General features: G+C 68.9%; 14 protein-coding genes. 7 read left to right on the top strand and 7 right to left on the bottom strand.

Translation table 11 applies throughout. The features are described from left to right. Positions 1 to 163 precede the first annotated feature (163 nt). From IEY21_RS02290 to IEY21_RS02260, 7 genes are all read left to right on the top strand, one after another. Complete coding sequence (locus tag IEY21_RS02290) at positions 164 to 1207, top strand: LLM class flavin-dependent oxidoreductase (RefSeq protein ID WP_188900926.1); 1044 nt, start codon at positions 164 to 166, stop codon at positions 1205 to 1207. 367 nt (positions 1208 to 1574) lie between these two features. After that, positions 1575 to 2453: a hypothetical protein gene (locus IEY21_RS02285; protein ID WP_229752797.1), complete on the top strand. Its 879-nt coding sequence runs from the start codon at positions 1575 to 1577 to the stop codon at positions 2451 to 2453. A 729-nt stretch (positions 2454 to 3182) separates the two neighbouring features. Continuing rightward, positions 3183 to 4604, top strand: a complete 1422-nt coding sequence (locus IEY21_RS02280; RefSeq protein WP_188900924.1) for a xanthine dehydrogenase small subunit — start codon at positions 3183 to 3185, stop codon at positions 4602 to 4604. A gap of 48 nt (positions 4605 to 4652) precedes the next feature. Next, a complete protein-coding gene (xdhB, locus tag IEY21_RS02275; protein ID WP_188900922.1) occupies positions 4653 to 7010 on the top strand; it encodes a xanthine dehydrogenase molybdopterin binding subunit in 2358 nt (785 codons plus the stop codon). A 54-nt stretch (positions 7011 to 7064) separates the two neighbouring features. Continuing rightward, positions 7065 to 7919, top strand: coding sequence for a xanthine dehydrogenase accessory protein XdhC (gene xdhC / locus IEY21_RS02270; protein WP_188900920.1), 855 nt, complete (start codon positions 7065 to 7067; stop codon positions 7917 to 7919). Then, entirely contained in the window at positions 7916 to 9256 is a 1341-nt protein-coding gene (guaD, locus tag IEY21_RS02265) for a guanine deaminase (protein WP_188900918.1), read from the top strand. Before xdhC ends, guaD begins: the two co-directional genes overlap by 4 nt. A gap of 75 nt (positions 9257 to 9331) precedes the next feature. Further along, positions 9332 to 10738 (top strand): NCS2 family permease, encoded by a 1407-nt coding sequence (locus IEY21_RS02260; protein ID WP_188900916.1) that lies wholly within the window; start codon positions 9332 to 9334, stop codon positions 10736 to 10738. Between the two features lie 81 nt (positions 10739 to 10819). Here the strand turns inward: IEY21_RS02260 and IEY21_RS02255 are convergent, their stop codons facing one another. The 7 genes from IEY21_RS02255 to IEY21_RS02225 form a co-directional block, all read right to left on the bottom strand. Next, positions 10820 to 14239: an efflux RND transporter permease subunit gene (locus tag IEY21_RS02255; protein WP_188900914.1), complete on the bottom strand. Its 3420-nt coding sequence runs from the start codon at positions 14237 to 14239 to the stop codon at positions 10820 to 10822. Beyond that, positions 14236 to 15522 carry an efflux RND transporter periplasmic adaptor subunit gene (locus IEY21_RS02250; protein WP_188900912.1) on the bottom strand — a complete coding sequence of 429 codons (1287 nt, stop codon included), beginning with the start codon at positions 15520 to 15522 and terminating at the stop codon, positions 14236 to 14238. Before IEY21_RS02250 ends, IEY21_RS02255 begins: the two co-directional genes overlap by 4 nt. Further along, positions 15519 to 16571, bottom strand: coding sequence for a TolC family protein (locus IEY21_RS02245; RefSeq protein ID WP_188900910.1), 1053 nt, complete (start codon positions 16569 to 16571; stop codon positions 15519 to 15521). The genes IEY21_RS02250 and IEY21_RS02245 overlap by 4 nt, the downstream gene beginning before the upstream one ends. Then, entirely contained in the window at positions 16568 to 18049 is a 1482-nt protein-coding gene (locus tag IEY21_RS02240) for a TolC family protein (protein WP_188900908.1), read from the bottom strand. Before IEY21_RS02240 ends, IEY21_RS02245 begins: the two co-directional genes overlap by 4 nt. Positions 18050 to 18187: 138 nt before the next feature. Continuing rightward, on the bottom strand, positions 18188 to 18781 hold the full coding sequence (locus IEY21_RS02235; protein WP_188900906.1) for a TetR/AcrR family transcriptional regulator: 594 nt from the start codon (positions 18779 to 18781) through the stop codon (positions 18188 to 18190). A gap of 264 nt (positions 18782 to 19045) precedes the next feature. Then, entirely contained in the window at positions 19046 to 19594 is a 549-nt protein-coding gene (locus IEY21_RS02230; protein WP_188900904.1) for an iron transporter, read from the bottom strand. Between the two features lie 44 nt (positions 19595 to 19638). Continuing rightward, positions 19639 to 19845 carry a hypothetical protein gene (locus IEY21_RS02225; RefSeq protein WP_188900902.1) on the bottom strand — a complete coding sequence of 69 codons (207 nt, stop codon included), beginning with the start codon at positions 19843 to 19845 and terminating at the stop codon, positions 19639 to 19641. Positions 19846 to 19959 lie beyond the last annotated feature (114 nt).

Raw genomic sequence — 19959 nt, 5'->3', positions numbered from 1 at the left:
CTGGGCTGCAGCGGGAGCGTCATGGCCGGAGTATACGGGGGGGGCCGCCCACCACCACCGCAGGGCGTCGCCACCAATAAGTAAACCCCTTCGTAAAACACAGTATGCTCGGGCCTGGAGGACGCCGGCACTCTCGGGTGCGCCGCTCCCTGGGAGGACGCCTATGCAGATTGGAATCGACAGCTTCGCCGCCGTGGTCTCGGATCCCCGGACCGGAGAAACGCTGGGGGCCGCCGACCGGCTGAGCAACCTGCTCGGCGAGATTGTCCAGGCCGACGAGGCGGGCATCGACGTGTTCGGCATCGGCGAGCACCACCGTCAGGAATACCTGGACTCGGCCCCCACCCTGATACTGGCGGCGGCGGCGGCCCGCACGCAGCGCGTCCGGCTGACCAGCGCCGTCACCGTGCTCAGCGCCGACGATCCGGTGCGGGTGTTCCAGGACTTCGCCACGCTGGATCTGCTGTCGCGTGGCCGCGCCGAACTGGTGGTGGGCCGGGGCTCCTCGGTGGAGGCGTATCCGCTGTTCGGGCATGACCTGCAGGACTACGACTCGCTGTTTGCCGAGAAACTGGACCTGCTGCTGAAGATCCGCGAGCAGACCCACGTGCACTGGTCGGGTCGGCACCGCCCCCCGCTGAGCGGCCAGGGCATCTATCCGCGCCCGCTGCAGGACCGCTTGCCGGTGTGGCTGGGGGTAGGCGGCACGCCGCAATCCTTCGTGCGCGCCGGCACCCTGGGGCTGCCGCTGATGATCGCCATCATCGGCGGCGACTTCCGGCACTTTCGTCCGCTGGTGGACCTGTACCGGCAGGCGGGCGCGCGGGCGGGCTTCGCTCCCGAACAGCTGCGGGTGGGCGTTCATGCTTTCGGCTTCGTGGCCGACACCTCCCGTGGGGCGGCCGACGCCTTCTGGCCGGGCCATGAGCGGCTGTTTACCCTGCTGGGCCGCGAGCGCGGCTGGCGCCCGCCCACCCGCGCCCAGTTCGACGCTGCGTGTGCGCCGGGCGGCGCCTACCTGATCGGAGATCCGCAGGCGGTCGCCGACAAGGCGCTGTACCTGAATGATGTCCTCGGCGGCCTCTCACGCCTGACCTTCCAGATGACCAACGTGCTCATGCCGCATGAACAGATGCTGCGCAGCATCGAGCTTCTGGGCACTGAGGTTGCTCCGCTGATTCGCGGACGCCTGACCACTCCCGCCTGAGGCCCCCTCAATCCTGGCCCTTGCCCATGAAGGCTGCGGTTCGGTTCTCCGGGCCTTGCTGATACGGCCTTCAAATTGAGGCATGCCTAGACAAGGCGCGCTGAGACTGGCCGCCTCCGACCCCTTCGGTGGGTGCTGTCGGTTGCCGTGAAAACACCGTTTCTGAACGTTAAAATCGGCCTCGGTGCGCAAGAATGACTTTCGTGGCTTACCCCACCAGTCATGCCTTAAGGCCGATCTGATCTGCGCCTGTAAGAATTTTGTCAGGAGACTCCGTACCGGAAGTGACTAGGCAAAGGGCGATTTTGAGTTTATTCTCTGCTCATCCTTCTCAGGCCCGATGTTTGACCACTTTCCCGGAGGCTTCATGCTGACCAGTCCTGTCTACCGTGCCATTGCTCCAGAGACCGCCCTCTCGAGGCACCTGTCCACTGACCGACTGCTCGCGCGCATCTGCGTGCGCCCCCCCTATTTTGCCCTGAGTGACCTCAGCGCCGAAGCGGGCCGCCTGAATGCCACCGCCCGCGCCGAACTGCCGCGCAGCCAGGAACTCGGGCCGATTCAGGGAGCGGAACTCAGCCGCCACGCGGCCATCGCCGGCCTGTGCGCCGCCGCCCTGGCCCAGGCCGATGACCAGCGCCGCTACTATCTGGCGCAGAAGGCCCAGTACACGGGTTTTTTGAACGACGCGCCGTATGGCTCGGTGATCACCCTGCAGGCCGAACTGCTGAACCTCAGCAAGCGTGAAGCCACCGCGCGCATCGAGGCCTTCGCAGGGGGCAAACCGCTCGCCGTGGTCGAGGTGGAATACACCATCCTGACCGACAGCGCGTTCTCACGGCTGTTCCGCTCGCGCGCGCGGCCCGAGTTCAGCGCCGAGGGCCTGGGGCGCATGCCCGCGCTGCCCGACGGCACCATCCAACGCGACGGGCCGCGCTGGATCCGCCGGATCGGCGAGGTGCCGGTGCAGGCGTGTGCCGGCCACTTTGACCGCTACCCGGCCATGCCGGTCGCCATCCTGATGGGTCAGCTGTCGCAGCTTGCGGGCCTGAGCCTGGGCGGAGATCAGGCCTTTTTCATCCCGCATGCCGAGGTCGTGGCTCATGACTTCTGCTGGGCCGGCGAGAGCGCCACTTTCGAGGTCGAGGAGACGTCCGCGCAGGCCGCCAACCACGTGTTTGCCTGTCAGGCCGAGGCCGCCGGGCGCACGGTCGGCCAGATGCAGCTGACCCTCAGCCGGCGCTGAAGTCTCCCGGAGATCCCCCAGTACACCAGAAGGGGGTGCAGGCGGCCCGTATGCGGCCATCTGCACCCCCTTCTTTTGCATATCCCGACCCCCTGCAACCAGTCCAACCGGATCGTCCTGCCCCGGCCGTATTGCCGGGGAGACTGCCGGCGATTCGCCGTTCACTTCCCGGACACCGTATCCCTATGAAGCCGGTTCCTCAGAACCGACTGTGTCTGCACAGACGGGCGAGTTGCCCACAAGATGCGAAAGGGGACGAAGCGATCACTGTGCCGGACCTGAGGGCAGGGGCCGCAGGGCACGGAATCCAGAGGCGAAATCAGCGGAGGTCGTCCGCGACAGACCGGGAACTGGGCTGTGCTGCCCCGTCATCGGACATGATCAATTTCTCCGAGACCAGATAAAAGACGGACCTGATCACCTGATTTTTCACCCGTGGACTTTGGATTTCTTCACTCCACAGTTCACCTTGGGGCGGGGGCTGTTCCTGACACGTTTCCCCATATCTCAGCGGCCACAGCGCTTGAATCCAGCCCAGAGCAGATACGTCCCCTGGACACGGCAATTACTTAGGCGTAAAATTAATGCACACCACAACAGGCCACTGTTCTGCATGGATAACCAGCGGCCCGCCTTCTTCTCGTCACCGGCGTGAACCATGCATCCGGGGCCTCTGGCCCGGGGTGTGCATGGAACGTCGGGTTTATTGTTGTTGACGATGGAGGCAGCATGGACAGCTTTACGGTGACAGTCAACGGAGAACCCCGCACGGTGCACGGCGCACGGCCCCACGAAACGCTCCTGGGCTGGCTGCGGGACGGCGGCCTCACGGGCTGCAAGGAGGGCTGCGCCGAGGGAGAGTGCGGAGCCTGCGCGGTGCTCGTCTCGCGCCCGGACGGACAGGGCGGCACGCGCCTGGAGAGCGTCAACGCCTGCCTGCTGCTGCTTCCGGCCATGAACGGCCAGGAGGTCATCACTGCCGAGGGCCTGGGGTCGCCTACCGATCTGCACCCGGTCCAGAGGGAACTGGCCGTGCGCGGCGGCTCGCAGTGCGGATACTGCACGCCCGGCTTCGTGGTGAGTATGGCCGCCGAGTATTACCGGCCCGAGCGCCGGGACGGCGAACACCACGCGCCCAACGGCTTTGACATTCATGCCCTGAGCGGCAACCTGTGCCGCTGCACCGGCTACCGCCCGATTCAGGACGCGGCCTATGCGCTGGATACCCCCCCGCAGGGCGACCCGCTGGCGACCCGGCGTTCGCGGCCCGCTCCGACCCCACCGCCCACCCGCCTGTCCGGGCCGGACGGAGCCTTTTACCGCCCCGCCGATCTGGCCCAGGCCCTGGACCTGCTCGCCGAACACCCCGATGCCAAGTTGCTTGCCGGCGGCACCGACTGGGGTGTGGAGGTCAACCTGCGCCATGCGCGTGCGGACGTGACCATCGCGGTCGACGGTCTGGACGAACTGCGCGAGCTGGAGTGGCACAGTGACCACGTGCGCCTCGGGGCGGGCCTGAACCTCTCGGAACTCGAGCGGCGTCTGGACGGACGCATTCCGCTGATGGCCGAGTGGTTCCCGCAGTTCGCCAGCCGCCTGATCCGCAACAGCGCCACGCTGGGCGGCAACCTCGGAACCGCCTCGCCCATCGGAGACAGTCCGCCCACGCTGCTCGCGCTGGACGCCTCGCTGGTGCTGGCCTCGCGCACCGGGGAACGTGAGGTGCCGCTCGCGGACTTCTTCAGGGGCTACCGTCAGACCGACCTGGGGGGCGGCGAGCTGATCCGGGCGATCAAGGTGCCGCTGCCGCTCGCACCCTTGACCGGTTTTTACAAATACGCCAAGCGCCGCTTCGACGACATTTCCAGCGTGGCGGTGGGCATTGCCCTGGAGCTGGACGGTGACCGCGTCCGCCGCGTTCGCATCGGCCTGGGCGGAGTGGCCGCCACCCCGCTGCGGGCCGTCGAGACCGAGCAGGCCCTGGTCGGCCAGCCGTGGACCGAAACCACCGTCCGCGAGGCGGCCCGCCTGTTGCGCCGCGAGGGCACTCCCCTCAGCGACCACCGCGCCAGCGCCGAATACCGCGCGGCCATGCTGGAACAGACGCTGCTGAAGTTCTTCCATGAGCGGCGGGACGTGGCCCGTGTTTAGGGATCCACCGCCCACACTTGCGACTTGCCCCTTCCCGGAGGTGACCCCATGACCAGCCTGCACGAACGTCCCCACAACGGTGCCGTTGGCGACGCCATTCCGCATGAAAGCGCCTCGCTGCACGTCACCGGGCACGCGCTGTACACCGACGACCTGGGGGTGCGCCTCGCCGGATTGCTGCACGCGTGGCCGGTGCAGGCCCCGCACGCCCACGCCCGCGTGACCCGCCTGGACGTATCGCAGGCGCTAAACGTCCGCGGCGTGGTGCGCGTGCTCACCGCCGCCGACGTGCCCGGCGCGAACGACGCGGGCGTGAAGGGCGACGAGCCGCTGTTTCCCACGGAGGTGATGTACCACGGTCACCCGGTCGCCTGGGTGCTGGGCGACAGCGCCGACGCGGCGCGGCGCGGCGCCCAGGCGGTGGAGGTCGGGTATGAGGTACTGCCGTCCCTCGTGACCGTGCAGGAAGCCATCGCCGCCGAATCCTTCCAGGGCGCTCAGTCCACCCTGCGGCGCGGGGACATCACCCTCGGGTTTGAGGGAGCCGCCCACACCTTCGAGGGCGAGTTCGAGATGGGGGGGCAGGAGCACTTCTACCTGGAAACCAACGCCGCGCTGGCCTACGTGGACGAGGGGGGGCAGGTTTTTATCCAGTCCAGCACCCAGCATCCCAGCGAGACCCAGGAGATCGCGGCGCACGTGCTGGGGCTGGACTCCGCCCAGGTCACCGTGCAGTGCCTGCGGATGGGCGGGGGTTTTGGCGGCAAGGAGATGCAGCCACACGGCTACGCGGCGATTGCCGCGCTGGGCAGTGTCCTGACGGGCCGTCCGGTCCGGTTGCGCTTGAACCGCACCCAGGACATGACCCTGACCGGCAAGCGCCATCCCTTCCACGCCCAATGGAAGGTGGCCTTCGACGACAATGGCAAACTGCGCGCCCTGCAGGCCACCCTCACCAGCGACGGCGGCTGGAGCCTGGACCTGTCCGAGCCGGTGATGGCGCGGGCGCTGTGTCATATCGACAACGCCTACTTCATTCCGCATGTGGAGGTCCGCGGCCGCATTGCCCGGACGAACAAGACCTCCCAGACCGCCTTCCGGGGCTTCGGCGGCCCACAGGGCATGCTGGTGATCGAGGACATCCTGGGCCGCTGCGCGCCGCTGCTGGGGCTGCCGGCCCATGAACTGCGGCGGCGCAACTTCTACCGGCCGGGCGAGGCCACCCCCTACGGCCAGCCGGTGCGCCACGCCGAACGCCTGGAAGACCTGTGGGGGCAACTGCTGGTCAGCGGCGACTTCGCGGCCCGCACCGCTGAAGTGGAGGCCTTCAACGCCGCGCACCCGCATACCAAGCGGGGGCTGGCGATCACACCGGTCAAATTCGGGATCTCCTTCAACTTCACGGCCTACAACCAGGCCGGCGCCCTGGTCCATGTCTACAAGGACGGCAGCGTCCTGATCAACCACGGCGGCACCGAGATGGGCCAGGGCCTGCACACCAAGATGATTCAGGTGGCGGCGACCGCGCTGGGCGTGCCGGTGGGGTGGGTCCGGCTGGCCCCCACCCGCACCGACAAGGTGCCCAACACCAGCGCCACGGCCGCGAGCAGCGGGGCCGACCTGAACGGCGGGGCCATCAAGGACGCCTGCGAGCAGATCCAGGCCCGCCTCGCAGCCGTGGCGGCCGGAGCGCTGGGCGTGCATCCGGGGGACGTGCGCTTCGAGGAGGGGCTGGTGTATCCGCTGGGTCATCCGGACAAGGGCATCGACTTCAAACAGCTTGTCCACGACGCCTACCATCTGCGGACGCAGCTGTGGGCGGCCGGGTACTACCGCACGCCGGGTCTGCACTGGGACCGCGTGGCGATGCACGGCGAGCCCTTCAAGTATTTCGCGTACGGCGCGGCCATCGCCGAGGTGGAGGTGGACGGCTTTTCCGGGTTGTACCGCACCCGCCGGGTGGACATCTTGCAGGACGTGGGCGACAGCCTGTCGCCGCTGATCGACATCGGGCAGGTGGAGGGCGGCTTCGTGCAGGGGGCCGGCTGGCTGACCCTGGAAGAACTGCGCTGGGACGAGTCGGATGGCCCGAACCGTGGCCGCCTCAACACCCAGGCGGCGAGCACCTACAAGCTGCCCAGCTTCAGCGAGATGCCCGAGGTGTTCAACGTGGCCCTGCTGGAGCGCGCCACCGAGACCGGCGTGGTGTACGGCTCCAAGGCGGTGGGTGAGCCCCCCCTGATGCTGGGCATCAGCGTCCGTGAGGCGCTGCGGCAGGCCGCCGCCGCGTTTGGCCCCGGCGGCCGCACCCAGGAACTGGCCTCTCCGGCCACGCCCGAGGCCGTGTTCTGGGCGCTGGAGGCGGCGCGGCGGGCGCAGACCGAACCGGTGGCCGCCGATGACTAGGAAGCCCGTCGTCGGGCAACATGCGGTGCCCCCCATCCCTTCTCCCCACCGCCCATGAACTGGCTGCGGGCCCTCCAGCACCTGCAGGACCACGGCCTTCCCGGTGTGCTCGTCACCGTCGCCGCCGTGCGCGGCCACGCTCCGCGTGAGGCGGGGGCCAAGATGGTGGTCGGCGCGGAGCAGGCCTGGGACAGTGTGGGCGGCGGCAATCTGGAGGCGACCGCCACCGAGCGGGCGCGGGCCATGCTGAAGGTCTCGGCCCACACGCCGGAACTGCTGACCCTGCGCCTGACCGACCGCGCGGGCAACGAGCACGGGCGGCAGTGCTGTGGCGGTGAGGTGACGCTGCTGCTGGAGCCGCTGCAGACCGTGCGGCCCCACGTTGCCATTTTCGGGGTCGGGCACGTGGGGCTGGAACTGGGGCGCATTCTGGCGCGGCTGCCGCTGCACCTGCATCTGGTGGATTCGCGGGCCGCGCAGCTCACGCCCGAGCGGCTGGCCCCGCTGCAAGGCGGCGAGGCGCGCCTTGCAGTTCACCACGCCCCCATCCCCGAGATGACACTGCACGACCTGCCCGCCGGCACCCACCTCCTGATCCTGACCCACGACCACGCCGAGGACGCCGCCCTGTGCGACGCGGCGTTGCGCCGCCGCGACCTGGGCTTTGTCGGGCTGATCGGCTCATCGGTCAAGTGGCTCCGCTTTCAGGAACAGCTGCGGCGCGAGGGCCATGACGACGCGGCCCTGACACGCATCACCACACCCATCGGCGTGCCGGACATCTCGGGCAAGGCACCCGCCGTGATCGCCGTCAGCGTGGCCGCGCAGCTGGTCGCGCGCATGGAACATGACGCCGCGCAGGCCACGTCTTCCCTTCCCTCTTCCCTTCCGTCTGTGAGGCCCCAATGACCCCCATGCTGTACCGCGCCACCTTCATGCACACGCCCCTCGACCCGTTCCGGGAGGCCGACGCCCTGCACGTTCAGGAGGACGGCGGCCTGCTGATAGGCGGCGGCGTGATCCGCAGCAGCGGCGACTTCGCCGCCCTGCACGCGGCCCACCCGGACGCTCCCGTCACCGACCTGCGCGGCGGCGTGCTGCTGCCAGGATTTATTGACACCCACGTGCATTACCCGCAGGTCCGCATCATCGGCGGGCTGGGCATGCCGCTGCTGGACTGGCTGGACCGCTGCGCCCTGCCTGAGGAGGCGCGGCTGGCCGACGCGACGTATGCCCGCGCCGTGGCCCGCGAGTTCCTCGGCGGGCTGGCCCGCAACGGCACGACCACCGCGCTGGTCTTCGGCTCGCATTTTGCCGGGGCAATGGACGAGTTTTTTGACGAGGCGGCGACGTCGGGCCTGCGGACGGTCGCCGGACAGGTCGTCAGCGACCGGATGCTGCGCGGCGAATTGCACACCACCCCCGAGCGGGCCTACGCTGAGGGCAAGGCCCTGATCGAGCGCTGGCACGGTCAGGGCCGCGCCCGGTACGCCGTAACGCCACGCTTCAGCCTCTCGGCCAGCGAGGGCATGCTCGACGCCTGCGCCGCGCTGATGCGCGAGTTTCCGGACGTGCATTTCACGAGTCACCTCAACGAGAACCGGGCAGAAATCCAGACCGTGCGCGGGCTGTTCCCGGACGCCCGCGATTATCTGGACACCTATGACCGGGCCGGACTGCTGGGGCGGCGCAGCGTGTTTGCCCACAGTGTCCACACCACCGACCGCGAACTGCACGTCATGGCCGCGCACCACTGCAGCGCCGCCCATTGCCCGTGCAGCAACAGCTCGCTGGGCAGCGGTCTGTTTCCGCTGGGCCGGCACCTCGCGGCGGGCGTGCATGTCGCGCTGGGGACCGATGTGGGCGGCGGCACCGGATTTTCCATGCTCAAGGAGGGCCTGCAGGCGTACTTCATGCAGCAGCTTCAGGCCGGGGACAGGGTGGCGCTGACGCCCGCCCACCTGCTGTACCTGTGCACCCGGGCCGGAGCGCAGGCGCTGGACCTGCAAGACCACATCGGGGATTTTGGCGTGGGCAAGGCCTTCGACGCCGTGTGGCTGCGCCCCGGCGCGGGAAGCACGCTGGAGGCCGTCCTGCAGCACGCCGACAGCGCCCCGGGCACGTTGGCCGCCCTGTATGCCAACGGCACCCAGGCCGACGTGGCCCGGGTGTGGGTTGGCGGCGACCCAGTGTACGACCGCCCCCACACGCCCTCCGGGACAGCCGTGCCCGCCGGGATGCCTTGATTCTGCCGTCCGGCTCCCGCCACCGTTCCGCCATGAGGCTCTTCCGGTCCGTCAGGAAAGAGCGAAGGAGATGTCATGTCTGATCCCGCCGCCGCCCGTACTCCGTCCACCCCGACCTCTGGCCTGGACCGTTACTTCGGCCTCAGCGCCCAGAACTCCAGCGTCCGGCAGGAGATGCGCGCGGGCCTCACCACCTTCCTGACCATGAGCTACATCCTGTTCGTGAACCCACAGGTTCTCGCCACCGCCATTGACGTGCCCAACGCCTTCGTGCAGCTGTTGATGACCACCGCCATCGCGGCGGCCTTCGGCTCGCTCGCCATGGGACTGGTGGCGAAATATCCTTTCGCGCAGGCTCCGGGCATGGGCCTGAACGCCTTTTTTGCCTACACGGTGGTGCAGGGCATGGGCGTCGCGTGGCAGACCGCCCTGGGCGCCGTCTTCATCAGCGGGGTGCTGTTCGTGCTGCTCAGCGTGCTGGGCGCACGGCAGGCCATCGTGCAGGCTATTCCCAACTCGCTGAAGTTTGCCATCACCGGCGGCATCGGCGCGTTCCTGGCCTTCCTGGGGCTCAAGAATGCGGGCATCGTGGTCGCCAATCCAGCCACGCTGGTGGGCATGGGTTCGCTGTCCTCGCCGACGGTCTGGCTGGCGTCCATCGGCGTCATTCTGACCGCCGCGCTGATGGCCCGCCGGGTCACCGGGGCGATCCTGTACGGCATCCTGGCAACCACGGTGCTCGGCATCGTGACCGGAGCCGCCGTGTACGCGGGCGGACCGGAGGGCGCGCTGCGCTCGTTTCCCGGTTTTGACGGTCCGTTTCTGGGCATTTTCGGCACGCCGGTGTGGCCGGGCGCGCTGGTGGGGCAGATGGACCTCGCCGGAGCGCTGGGGCTGGGCCTGCTGAGCGTGGTCTTTACCTTCTTCTTCGTGGATTTCTTCGATGCCACCGGCACCCTGACCGGGTTGTCGCAGCGTGCGGGTTTTATTGACGCGCAGGGCAACATGCCGCGTGCCCGCCGCCTGTTCTCGATGGACGGCCTCGCGGCCATGTTCGGCGCGTTCATGGGCACCTCCACCACCACCGCCTACGTGGAATCCGCCGCCGGCATCGGCGAGGGGGGCCGCACCGGCCTGACCGCCGTGACGGTCGCCGTGCTGTTCCTGCTGAGCATGTTCCTGTGGCCGCTCGCCGCCGCCATTCCCGGCGCGGCCACCGCGCCCGCCCTGATTCTGGTGGGAGCACTGATGATGGAGGGCGTGCGCCACATCGACTGGGACGACATCGCCGACAGTCTGCCGGCCTTTTTGACCATCATTGTCATGCCGCTGACCTTTTCCATCGCCAATGGCGTCAGCCTGGGGGTCATCAGCTACTGCGCCATCAAACTGCTCGGCGGCCGGGGACGGCAGGTCAGCCCGATTCTGTACGGGGTCGCGGCGGCGCTGCTCGCCCGGTACATCTGGCTCACCGAGGGATAGAGGGAATCAAGGGAAAGGAGCGGGACAGTACATGCTGTCCCGCTCCTTTCTTTTCTGCTTTCCGGTTGGCGCAGGCGCCGCTCAGTCGCCCGACACCAGACTCCCAGGAACTCCGGGCTGCGGATCGGGCTTCACGCGCCGCCGCTCGAACTGCCAGAACACGCTGGGGACCACATAGAAGGTGAGCAGGGTCGACGTGACCACACCGCCCAGAATCACGATGCCCAGACCCCGGCGGAATTCCGCGCCGTCGCCCTGGCCCAGAATCAGGGGAATGCTGATCACGAGGACGGTCAACGTAGTCATCAGAATGGGCCGGAAGCGCAGCTCGGCGGCTTCAATGAGCGCCTCACGCAGGGGCAGGCTGCGGGCGCGCTCGGTCACGAATTCCAGGTACAGAATGGAGTTCTTGGTGGACAGACCCAGCAGGATCACCATGCCCAGCACCGTGATCACGTCCAGATTGACCCCAAACAGCCCCAGCGTCCACAGCGCCCCCACAATGGCGATCGGCACCGGCAGCAGCAGGTAGATGGGATAGCGGAACGAGTTGAACTGGCTGCCCAGCACCAGATAGGTCAGCAGAATGGCCGTGACCATCAGAATCGGACCGTAGAAGATCAGGTCGCCGGTGAGGCCCGCGCTGCCAAAGGCGCTCGCATTGCCCAGGGTGACCCCATCTTTCAGCAGGCCCGCATCCGCCACCCGCTTTTCCAGCTCGGCCTGGTATGCGAACGGATTGGGGCCGCCGTCCACGATGTTGAGGTTCAGGGTGGCGGTGTAGGCCTTGTTCAGGCGGCTGAGGGTCGCCGGAGCCTGCGCAACCTGAAAGGTGCCCAGTCCCGAGAGCGGCAGGTTGGCTCCCAGCGCCTGGGAATACACCGTCTGGGACAGCAGGCTCTGCTCGTCACGAATCAGGGAGGGGTCCAGCCGCACCACGATGTCCACGCTGCGGTCGCCGTCACGCACGCTGCCCGCCACGGTGCCGTCGTTGTAGGTGCGCAGGGCCTGGGCCACATCGCTGGCACTCAGGCCGGTGCCCGAGAGTCGGGAGGTGTCGGGCACGAAGGTCCGTTCCTGGCGGGTGTCGCTCAGGCTGCTGTCCACCGAGCGCAGGTTGGAATCGCGCCGCAGCAGCTGCACGACCTCGCGGTTGCGCTCGATCAGCAGGGCCTGATTGGGGGCCGTAAGCGCCAGCGTGATGTCGGCGCTGCCGCCGGGTCCGCCCTGCTGCGAGGCCACAAGCAGGTCGGTGTCGGGCACGCGGTCCACGAGGGGCTGAAGGTCTTTGAGGTAGCGCGTGGTCAGGGTATCAATGTCCGGGCGCTCCTCTTTGGGCACCAGCGTGACGGTCAGGCTCGCGGCGTTGGCGCTGCTGCCCCCCGTCAGGCTGCCGCTGCCCACGCTGGTCTGCACCAGCCGCACCTCCTCGCGGGACAGCAACCGGTCCTCTATCTGCCGGGTCAGGGCGTTGGTGGTGGCGAGGTCCGTGCCCACCGGCAGATTCAGGTCCACGTTGAGGATGCCGCTGTCGGTCTGCGGCGTGAAGGCAAAGCCCAGCCGGGGCGCGATGAGCACCACGCTGCCCATGAAGGCGGCGGCCACGAGCATCACGGCCCACGGTCGCCTGAGCGCCACCGACAGGCTGCGGGCATACGCCCGGGCGGTGGCCATCACGGCGCGCAGGGTCAGGCCGTGCAGCGTGCCGGTCAGGGCCTCCAGCACGGCGTACAGCACAGTCAGGACGTAGCGCACCACCGTCAACACCACCGGAGCGAGCAGCACGGCGAGCACCAGGGCCGCCGCCAGGGGCAGTCCGCCACGCGACAGGCCAAAGGCCGTGGCCGCGCCCGCCAGCGCCAGACCCAGCAGGCCCGGCAGGGTGTGGACCCCCAGCAGCGAGTGCCGGAACAGGGCGGGCAGGCGGGCCAGGATGCGCGGCAGGTCACTCCACGCCACCGCCCTGGTCTCGGTGGTGTAGGCCATGCGGACCGTCAGAAACAGCAGGCTTTCGAGCCAGCTGAGCACGATGGCCGCCGCGATGCCCAGCCCGAACTGGCTGAAAAACTGACCCAGGATGCCCGGCATCAGGCTCAGGGGAATCAGCACGGCGAGCAATGAGAAGCTGGCGGCGGTCACGGCAGAGAAGACCTCGCTGGCCCCCAGCAGCACGCTGCGGACCGGGCTGTAGCCCAGGTCGCGGTAGCGCTGCACGTTCTCGGCCACCACGATGGAATCGTCCACGACGATGCCGATGGCGACGATGATGGCGAGCAGCGAGATGATGTTGAAGGTAAAGCCAAGCACCCCGAAGAGCAGCGGCGCGGCGCTGATCGAGATCGGAATCGCCAGGATCACGGCGAAGACGGTGTTCAGCCGGCCCAGAAACAGCAGACAGATCACGCCCACCGCGCCGATGGCGATCAGGAACTCCTTGAAGGTGTCCGAGACGGTCGCGCGGGTTTCGCGGGTGGTGTCGCTGGCGAGCTTGAGGCTGTAGCCGGGGGGCAGCGGCTGTTCCTGCATGGCGGCGCGCACGTTGTCGGTCACGGCCACCGAATTCGTGCCCGAGGCCTTGCGCACCGAGAGCAGCACGGCGGGCTGGCCGTTGACGCGGGCGAACGAGCTGGCGGCCGCGCTGCCGTCGCGCACGCTCGCCACGTCCGCCACACGCAGCCCGGTGGCCGGGTCCACCGTGATGCGCGCCACGTCGGCGGCGCTGCGCGGCGTGTTGCGGGTGCTGAAGCCGGTGGTGCTGCCACCCTGGGTGACGTTGCCGGCAGGCAGGTCCAGCGCCGAGGCGCTGATGGCCCCGGTCACGCGGGCGGGGGTCAGGTCAAAGCTCTGCAGGCGGGCAGGATCGAGCAGCACCTGAATCTTGCGCTCGGGACCGCCCGAGAGACTCACGTCGGCCACGCCGTCCACGCGCTCCAGCCGGGGAACCAGGGTGTCCTCGGCAAAGGCGGTCACGTCCTCGGCACGGGCGCTGCCGCCGAGCAGGGCCAGCGACAGAATGGGCGTGGCGTTCGGGTCGAACTTCTGAACCACCGGCGCGTTGCTGCCATCGGGCAGCGCGGCGCGGATGGCCGCCACCGCCTGCGAAACGCTGTTGGCCGCCGAATCGATGTCTGTGCTGTCGGTGAAGGTGATGACCACCGCCGACTGGTTGCTCACCGAGGTGGTGTTGATGTCGACCACACCGGCCAGGGTGCTCACCGCGTCCTCGATCTTGCGGCTGACCTCGCGGTCCACCTGGTCGGGGTTCGCGCCGGGATATGACGTGCTGACCGCCAGGATCGGCACCTCGAAATTGGGCAGCAGTTCCACGCCCAGGCGGAACGCCGACACCAGCCCGAGCAGCGCCACGAGGATGAAGATGCCGATAGAAAAGACGTAGTTGCGCACGCTGAAGCGCACGAAAGGATTGACGGCAGGTTCGGGCGTGCCGTCGGGCAGGGTGCCGCGCGGAGCGCTGAGCTCGGCCGGATCGTGGGTGCTCATGGCGCCTGTCCTTCCGGCGGGGCCGGCGAAGTGGATTCAGGCGCTGACGTGGAGTCGGGAGCCGTGTCCACACGCACGCCCGCCCCGTCTTGCAGGCTGGTGGGCAGCGGATTGATCACTGCTTCCCCGGCCTGCACCCCGGTCACGGCCAGTTGCCCGCCCGATTCGGCCACCACCGAGACCACCCGGCGCTCGGCCCGGCCACCCGCCGCAATGAACACCGCGTTCTCGCCGCCCTCGACCCGCACCGCGCTGCTCGGCACCAGCACACCCTGGCCGAGGCTGGCACGGTAGCGAACCTGCGCCGCCGCTCCCACCGGCAACTGCTCGCCGCCCTGCACACGCGCGGTGATGGGCACCAGCCGGTCGCCGCCCGCGATGCCCGGGCTGCCCTGCACGACCGCCACGTAGTTCACGCCGCCGTACCCCAGGTTCAGCCGGGTGCCGCCAGTGAGCGTGGAGGCGTCACTGCTCGGTACGTTGAACTTGGCGCGGATGCTGCCCGGATCGACCAGCCGGAACACCGGCGTGCCCTGGGCGGCGAACTCGCCCTCCCGGGCGCTGATGCTCGCCACCATTCCGGCAAAGGGGGCCTTGACCCCGGTGCGGGCCAGGTTCTCCTCGGCCTGACGCACGCTCGCCTGGGCACTTCGAAGCTGAGCTTGCTGCAGCGGCACACTGCCCTGGGCGCTGCGCCCGTTCTGCTCCAGATTGTTCCTGGCCGCCGCCAGCCCCGACTGGGCCTGGGCCAGCGTGGCCCGCGCGGACTGCAGGTCAGACAGACTGATGCCGCCGAGCTTGTACAGCGACTCGGCGCTCTGGGCTCCCTGCTGCGCCTGGGCCAGCGTGGCCTGCGCGGACTGCACGGCCGACTGAAGGGGCGAGCCGGCCTGCGAGGTGGTATCGCGGGTCTGCTGCAGGGTGATCTCGGCCTGCTGCACCTGCAGGCGGGCATTCTCCAGCGCCTGACGCGGCACGGTGTCGTCGAGCTGCACCACCACCTGCCCGGCGCTGACCTGCTCTCCCTCATCGGCGAGCACGCGCATTACCGTGCCGCCGCTCTGGGTGGCCACCTGGGAGTCCCTCTGCGCGGTGATGATGGCGCTGGCGCTGCGCTGCACGGTCAGTGTGCCCTGCCTCGCCGGAATGATCGTTACCCTCAGGACCGTGGTCTTGTCCGGCGCGGTGTCCAGATCATTGGCGACCGTATCGCCGCCCCCGCCCGGCGGCGTGCAGGCCACCAGAGAGACGCTCAGCGCCACCACACACATCAGCGGCTTCATTTTGCGAGTCCCGTCACGTCCACCCCGGACGCCACGCCCAGCGCCGCGAGCGCCCGCCACAGGCCCCCCTGCGCCTGGGTCACGCCAAAGGCGGCCTGCTGGGCCTGCACCTCGGCCTGCTGCACCTCCACGGCGGCGGCGGTCCCGGCCTTGAGACGCGCGCGCGTCTGGGCCAGCGTCGTCTGGGCGTTGGCGAGCTGCTGGCGGGCGATGTCCACCTGCTCCTGCGCGTTCTGTACGGCGCGGTAGGCGTCGCGCACGCCGGTGCCGGCGGCTTTCGTGGCGTCGTCCAGGCTGCGCTGGGCGTTGGCCTGCGCCACCTGCGCGTCTTCCAGGGTGCGCGCCGGGGTGTAGTCGTTGTCGGCCAGCCGGACCTGCAGGGCGGCGAAGCTCAGGCCGTTGGCCGCCTGGCTCAGCGAGGGCAGACGTTTTTCCAGTCCGGCCTGCAGCGTGGCGAGGCTGCTGCCCAGCTTGGGCGGCGCCGGCGGGTCGGCCAGGGCCAGGTCGGTGCCGGTGGGCAGGCCCAGCGTGCGCGCCAGTTGAGCCTTGAGGACCGGAAACTGTGCCTGGGCATCGGCGAGCTCCTGGCGGTTGCTGTTCAGGCTGGTCTGGGCACGGTTCACGTCCAGGGCGGTGGCTACCTTGGCGGCGAGCCGCGCCCGGGCAATCTGCAGGTTGCGGGTGTCCAGGGCCACCTGGGCCGCGTTCAGGTCAATGCGTCCGCTGGCCTCGTAGGCCGCCAGATACTGCGCGATCACGGTCTGGGCAACGTTCAGCTTGGTGCCGTCCAGGGTGACCGCCGCCGCCGCGTTGTCCTGCTCGGCCTGGGTCAGCGTGGTGATGATGGAGGTGGGGTCCGAGCGCACGGCGCGCACATTGGCCTGGGCCTTTCGCAGGTTGGCGCGGGCGGTGGTCACGTCCGGTCCGCTGGCCAGGGCGCGGGTCACGGCCCCCTCCAGGGTCAGTCGAGTGGTCTGCGCGCCGGCGGTCTGGGCGGCAGCGACGCTCAGGGTCAGGGCCAGCACGGTCAGGGTGGGGTTCACTTTCATGGTCGTTCTCCGGTGGGGGGGGCGAGGTCGGGAAGGCGGGGCACAGCGCCCAGCAGAGCGGGATCAAGGTCAGCGGTGGCCTGGGCGAGTTGCAGCGCGGCCAGGGCCACCGCGGCGAGCTGGGTGTCCACGGCGTTGCGCGCCTGCACGACCCCCAGCTCGGCCTGCATCACTTCCCATGTCGTGCCCAGACCCGCTTCCAGGCGGGCACGGGCGCTGTTCACGGCCGTCTGGGCCCGGACCAGCGAGGTCTGCAGACTGGTCAGGCCCTCCTGCGCATCCTGAAAATCAGACAGACGGGTGCGCACTTCCAGCTCAATGGCCTGCCGGGCCGTGTCCAGGCCCAGCTGTGCCTGCTGCACCCCCAGACGGGCCTGGGTCAGGGCGTCACGCGCAGGACTACCCAACAGCGTGAAGGTGCCGCTCAGGGACAGCGCCACCCCGTTCGGCAGGGCGCTGGTGTCCTTGAGGGGCACGCTGAGCTGCGCTCCCAGCACGCCCGATTTGCTGTTGAGATTGCCACTCACCACCCGGCCCGCGCCGCCCTGACCGCCGCCGAGCTGGCCCGCGCGGACGCTGGCCGTCAGATCCGGCACACGGGCATCGAGTTCGGCGGCGCTCAGGCCCGCCCCAGCGTCGGCCAGGGCCACCTCCGCGCGCGCAATCTCGGGACGGGCGGCGAGGGCGCGGGCCAGCAGGGCGCTTAGGTCACCCGCCGGGGCGAGCAGGGGCAACGCCCCGAAAGCGGCGGGGTCTCCGGGCAGCGTGATGGGCTGGCCCAGCACCCGCGTCAGCTGAGCGGCGGCCAGCGCCACCCCGCGGGCGGCCCCGTCCCGGCTGGCCTGCGCCGACTGCAGCGCCGCCTGACGTTCCAGCAGGGCCTCGGCCGTGATCAGGTTCTGTGTGTGCTGGTCGGTGGCGATGGCCAGCAACCGGGTGTTCAGGGCCAGCTGCGCGTCGGCCAGGGCCAGCGTGGCGGCGGCGCTGCGCGCTCCTGCATAGGCCTGCACGGCCTGGACCGTCAGGCTAGCGCGGTCACTGCGCAGCGCGACCGCCGCCGCCGCCAGCGCCCGCTCAGCGGCGCGCACCGCCTCACGGGCCGCCGACCACGGCAGCACGGCCAGGGACGCCCCCACGGTCACGGTGGTGCTGCCCTGCCACTCCCCACCGCTCCACGGAACCTTGACGAGGCTGCTGTCCGCGCCCACGGTCAGCGACAGTCCGGCGCGGGTCCGGGCGCTGTCCAGAGCCAACTGGGCGGCGCGGTAGGTCAGGTCGGCGCCGCGCCATCCCGGCGACCCGCGCAGCGCCGTCAGGACGTCTTGCAATGACTCCGCCGGGGCCAGGGCAGGTGCGGACAAAGGGGCCGGGGCCACGGTGGACGGGCCGGGCGGCGTGACCTGCGCGGCGACCGGCGCACCCAGCAGGCCCAACGCCAGCAGCGCCGTGAGAAACAGGGAACAGGACCGATCAGGCATGAACAAACCTCGGGAGACTCGCAGGACGACTGGAATGGTGTTTTTGAAGTGGGCACTTACTTATGAGCAAAGGGGAGGGCAATCGCGTCGGTCCGGCCACTCCCCGAAACCGCGGATCTGACCGGACCACAGGAACGGTCATGGAGCCAGCCCCGGCCACAGCACGTCCAGCAGCCCACGCACGAAGCGGCCGGCCTCCAGCGGTTCCCGCCCGATCTTCACCATCATGTGCTCCTGATGCACATAGGTGGTGAGGGCGCCCATGATCATCAGGGCCGTGACCTCGGCGTCGAGCGGACGCACCCGGCCCAGATCCAGTTCGGCGCGCAGGTACTGGGCAATAGCCTCGGCATCCTGGCGCACCGGATTGCCCAGCCGCTCCAGAATGGGGTTATGTTCGGGGTTGTGCCCGCGCGAGAGAATGGTCATCAGGTTGGGAATAATGGCGGCGGCCTCCTTCAGGAATTCCATGAAGGCCCGCTCCAGATTGCGCCGGACCTCCCCCTGACCCAGCTGAGACAGCAGTTCGGAGCGCCAATGGGCATAATTGTGCAGCCCCACGGCCGCCTCGAAGAGGTCTTCCTTGCTGGCGTAACGTTTAAAAAGCGTGCCCTCCGAGACCCCGGCGCGGCGGGCAATCTCGGCGGTGGTGGCGGCAAATCCCTGCTGAAGAAAGATCTCGCGGGCCGCCTCGACAATCTGTTCATCGGTGATGGTGCGGGGGCGGGCCATAAGTGAGTATCTACTCTCTTATCTGGCCTCCTGTCTGTGGGGAGGGGCACACACGTCTGAAAACGCCCTCGCGGCGGACCCCAACGCGGGGCCCCGAGGGGTCTGCTGCCTCGCCCTCTGAAGTGGGCAGGATTAAGAGCGCAGCTCTCCCCCATCACCGCTCAGCCGGCCCCTGGTGGCAACACGGCAGACCAGCCTGCCCCAAACCTGAGCCTGGGGCGGCTGGAGCAGAAGACCGGCTGGAGGGGGTGGGCGGCGGGGCCCTCAGCCCTGGCCGGTCTTCACCTGGATCTTGCGGAAGGTCACTTCTGCCCCCCGCGCATACCGCTGGCCGTTCTGCTTGTCATGGCGCATGAAGGTCGGGGCCTCCACACGTACTGTGAGGTCATACTCACCGTCGCCGGGAACGCGGATGTTTTTGCCGTAATGGTACAGACCCGGATGCCACAGAAAAGGCACCTCGAAGGGCCCGACCGTTTCACCCTGACCGGTCAGGGTGGCATGGATGGTCAGCTGCGGAAGGAAACGGCCGTCGCTGGCATCACTGACGCTGACCTCTATGTGGCAGTTCTCGTCGGTGGGGGCCGTCCACTCCAGCGTTCCCTCTTCGCGCGGGGCATACATGCCCTCGGCTTTCTCCTGCGCGTAGCCGATCAGGTAGTCGCCGTCGCGCTGGACCGCGCCGCTGTCGGCAACCTCCTGGACCATGTAGTTCAGGGATTCCTGATAGGCGTCCCCCTCGCGGCGGGCGAGCTTCAGCTGGTGGGCGTCGGCCTCCTCACTGGGCTTCATGCTGTGGGTGGGCTGGGTCATCCTGATCCCTCCTGTGGTCTCAGAGCGGGTCTGATTGAGCTGGGTCAGCCGTCCTCGTTGTCGGGAATGATGCCAGAGGTCCGCTGCCGCTGCAGCCGGGCCGCCCGTTCGGTGGGCGTTTCGTTGTGCGGGTCCCCCTCCGGGATGTTCACGGCATCCGAATCCAGCTCCGGCACCGTGGTCTGCACGATCTCGCCGCGCTCCTGCTCGGTTTCCCCGGAATCTTGGGGGCGTCTGGAGTCTGAAGTCATAACTTCACCCTAGGCCCGGGGTCCCTTCCATGGATGGCAACCGGGGTCATGCGGCCTTAATCACAGCGAGAAATACAGCGATTCACCGGAAACCAAGCCTCTATGCTGCGCTCG

Origin of the sequence: Deinococcus aerophilus (assembly GCF_014647075.1) — a bacterium.
Classification (GTDB): Bacteria; Deinococcota; Deinococci; order Deinococcales; family Deinococcaceae; genus Deinococcus; species Deinococcus aerophilus.
The sequence above is the reverse complement of the archived record's forward strand: the minus strand, read 5'-3'. Positions and strand labels throughout refer to the sequence as shown.

What these genes read in the sequence shown, in the direction of transcription:
- IEY21_RS02290 (WP_188900926.1), top strand. Translation starts at nt 164, where the DNA reads ATGCAGATTGGAATCGACAGCTTCGCCGCCGTGGTCTCGGATCCCCGG.
- IEY21_RS02285 (WP_229752797.1), top strand. Translation starts at nt 1,575, where the DNA reads ATGCTGACCAGTCCTGTCTACCGTGCCATTGCTCCAGAGACCGCCCTC.
- IEY21_RS02280 (WP_188900924.1), top strand. Translation starts at nt 3,183, where the DNA reads ATGGACAGCTTTACGGTGACAGTCAACGGAGAACCCCGCACGGTGCAC.
- xdhB (WP_188900922.1), top strand. Translation starts at nt 4,653, where the DNA reads ATGACCAGCCTGCACGAACGTCCCCACAACGGTGCCGTTGGCGACGCC.
- xdhC (WP_188900920.1), top strand. Translation starts at nt 7,065, where the DNA reads ATGAACTGGCTGCGGGCCCTCCAGCACCTGCAGGACCACGGCCTTCCC.
- guaD (WP_188900918.1), top strand. Translation starts at nt 7,916, where the DNA reads ATGACCCCCATGCTGTACCGCGCCACCTTCATGCACACGCCCCTCGAC.
- IEY21_RS02260 (WP_188900916.1), top strand. Translation starts at nt 9,332, where the DNA reads ATGTCTGATCCCGCCGCCGCCCGTACTCCGTCCACCCCGACCTCTGGC.
- IEY21_RS02255 (WP_188900914.1), bottom strand. Translation starts at nt 14,239, where the DNA reads ATGAGCACCCACGATCCGGCCGAGCTCAGCGCTCCGCGCGGCACCCTG.
- IEY21_RS02250 (WP_188900912.1), bottom strand. Translation starts at nt 15,522, where the DNA reads ATGAAGCCGCTGATGTGTGTGGTGGCGCTGAGCGTCTCTCTGGTGGCC.
- IEY21_RS02245 (WP_188900910.1), bottom strand. Translation starts at nt 16,571, where the DNA reads ATGAAAGTGAACCCCACCCTGACCGTGCTGGCCCTGACCCTGAGCGTC.
- IEY21_RS02240 (WP_188900908.1), bottom strand. Translation starts at nt 18,049, where the DNA reads ATGCCTGATCGGTCCTGTTCCCTGTTTCTCACGGCGCTGCTGGCGTTG.
- IEY21_RS02235 (WP_188900906.1), bottom strand. Translation starts at nt 18,781, where the DNA reads ATGGCCCGCCCCCGCACCATCACCGATGAACAGATTGTCGAGGCGGCC.
- IEY21_RS02230 (WP_188900904.1), bottom strand. Translation starts at nt 19,594, where the DNA reads ATGACCCAGCCCACCCACAGCATGAAGCCCAGTGAGGAGGCCGACGCC.
- IEY21_RS02225 (WP_188900902.1), bottom strand. Translation starts at nt 19,845, where the DNA reads ATGACTTCAGACTCCAGACGCCCCCAAGATTCCGGGGAAACCGAGCAG.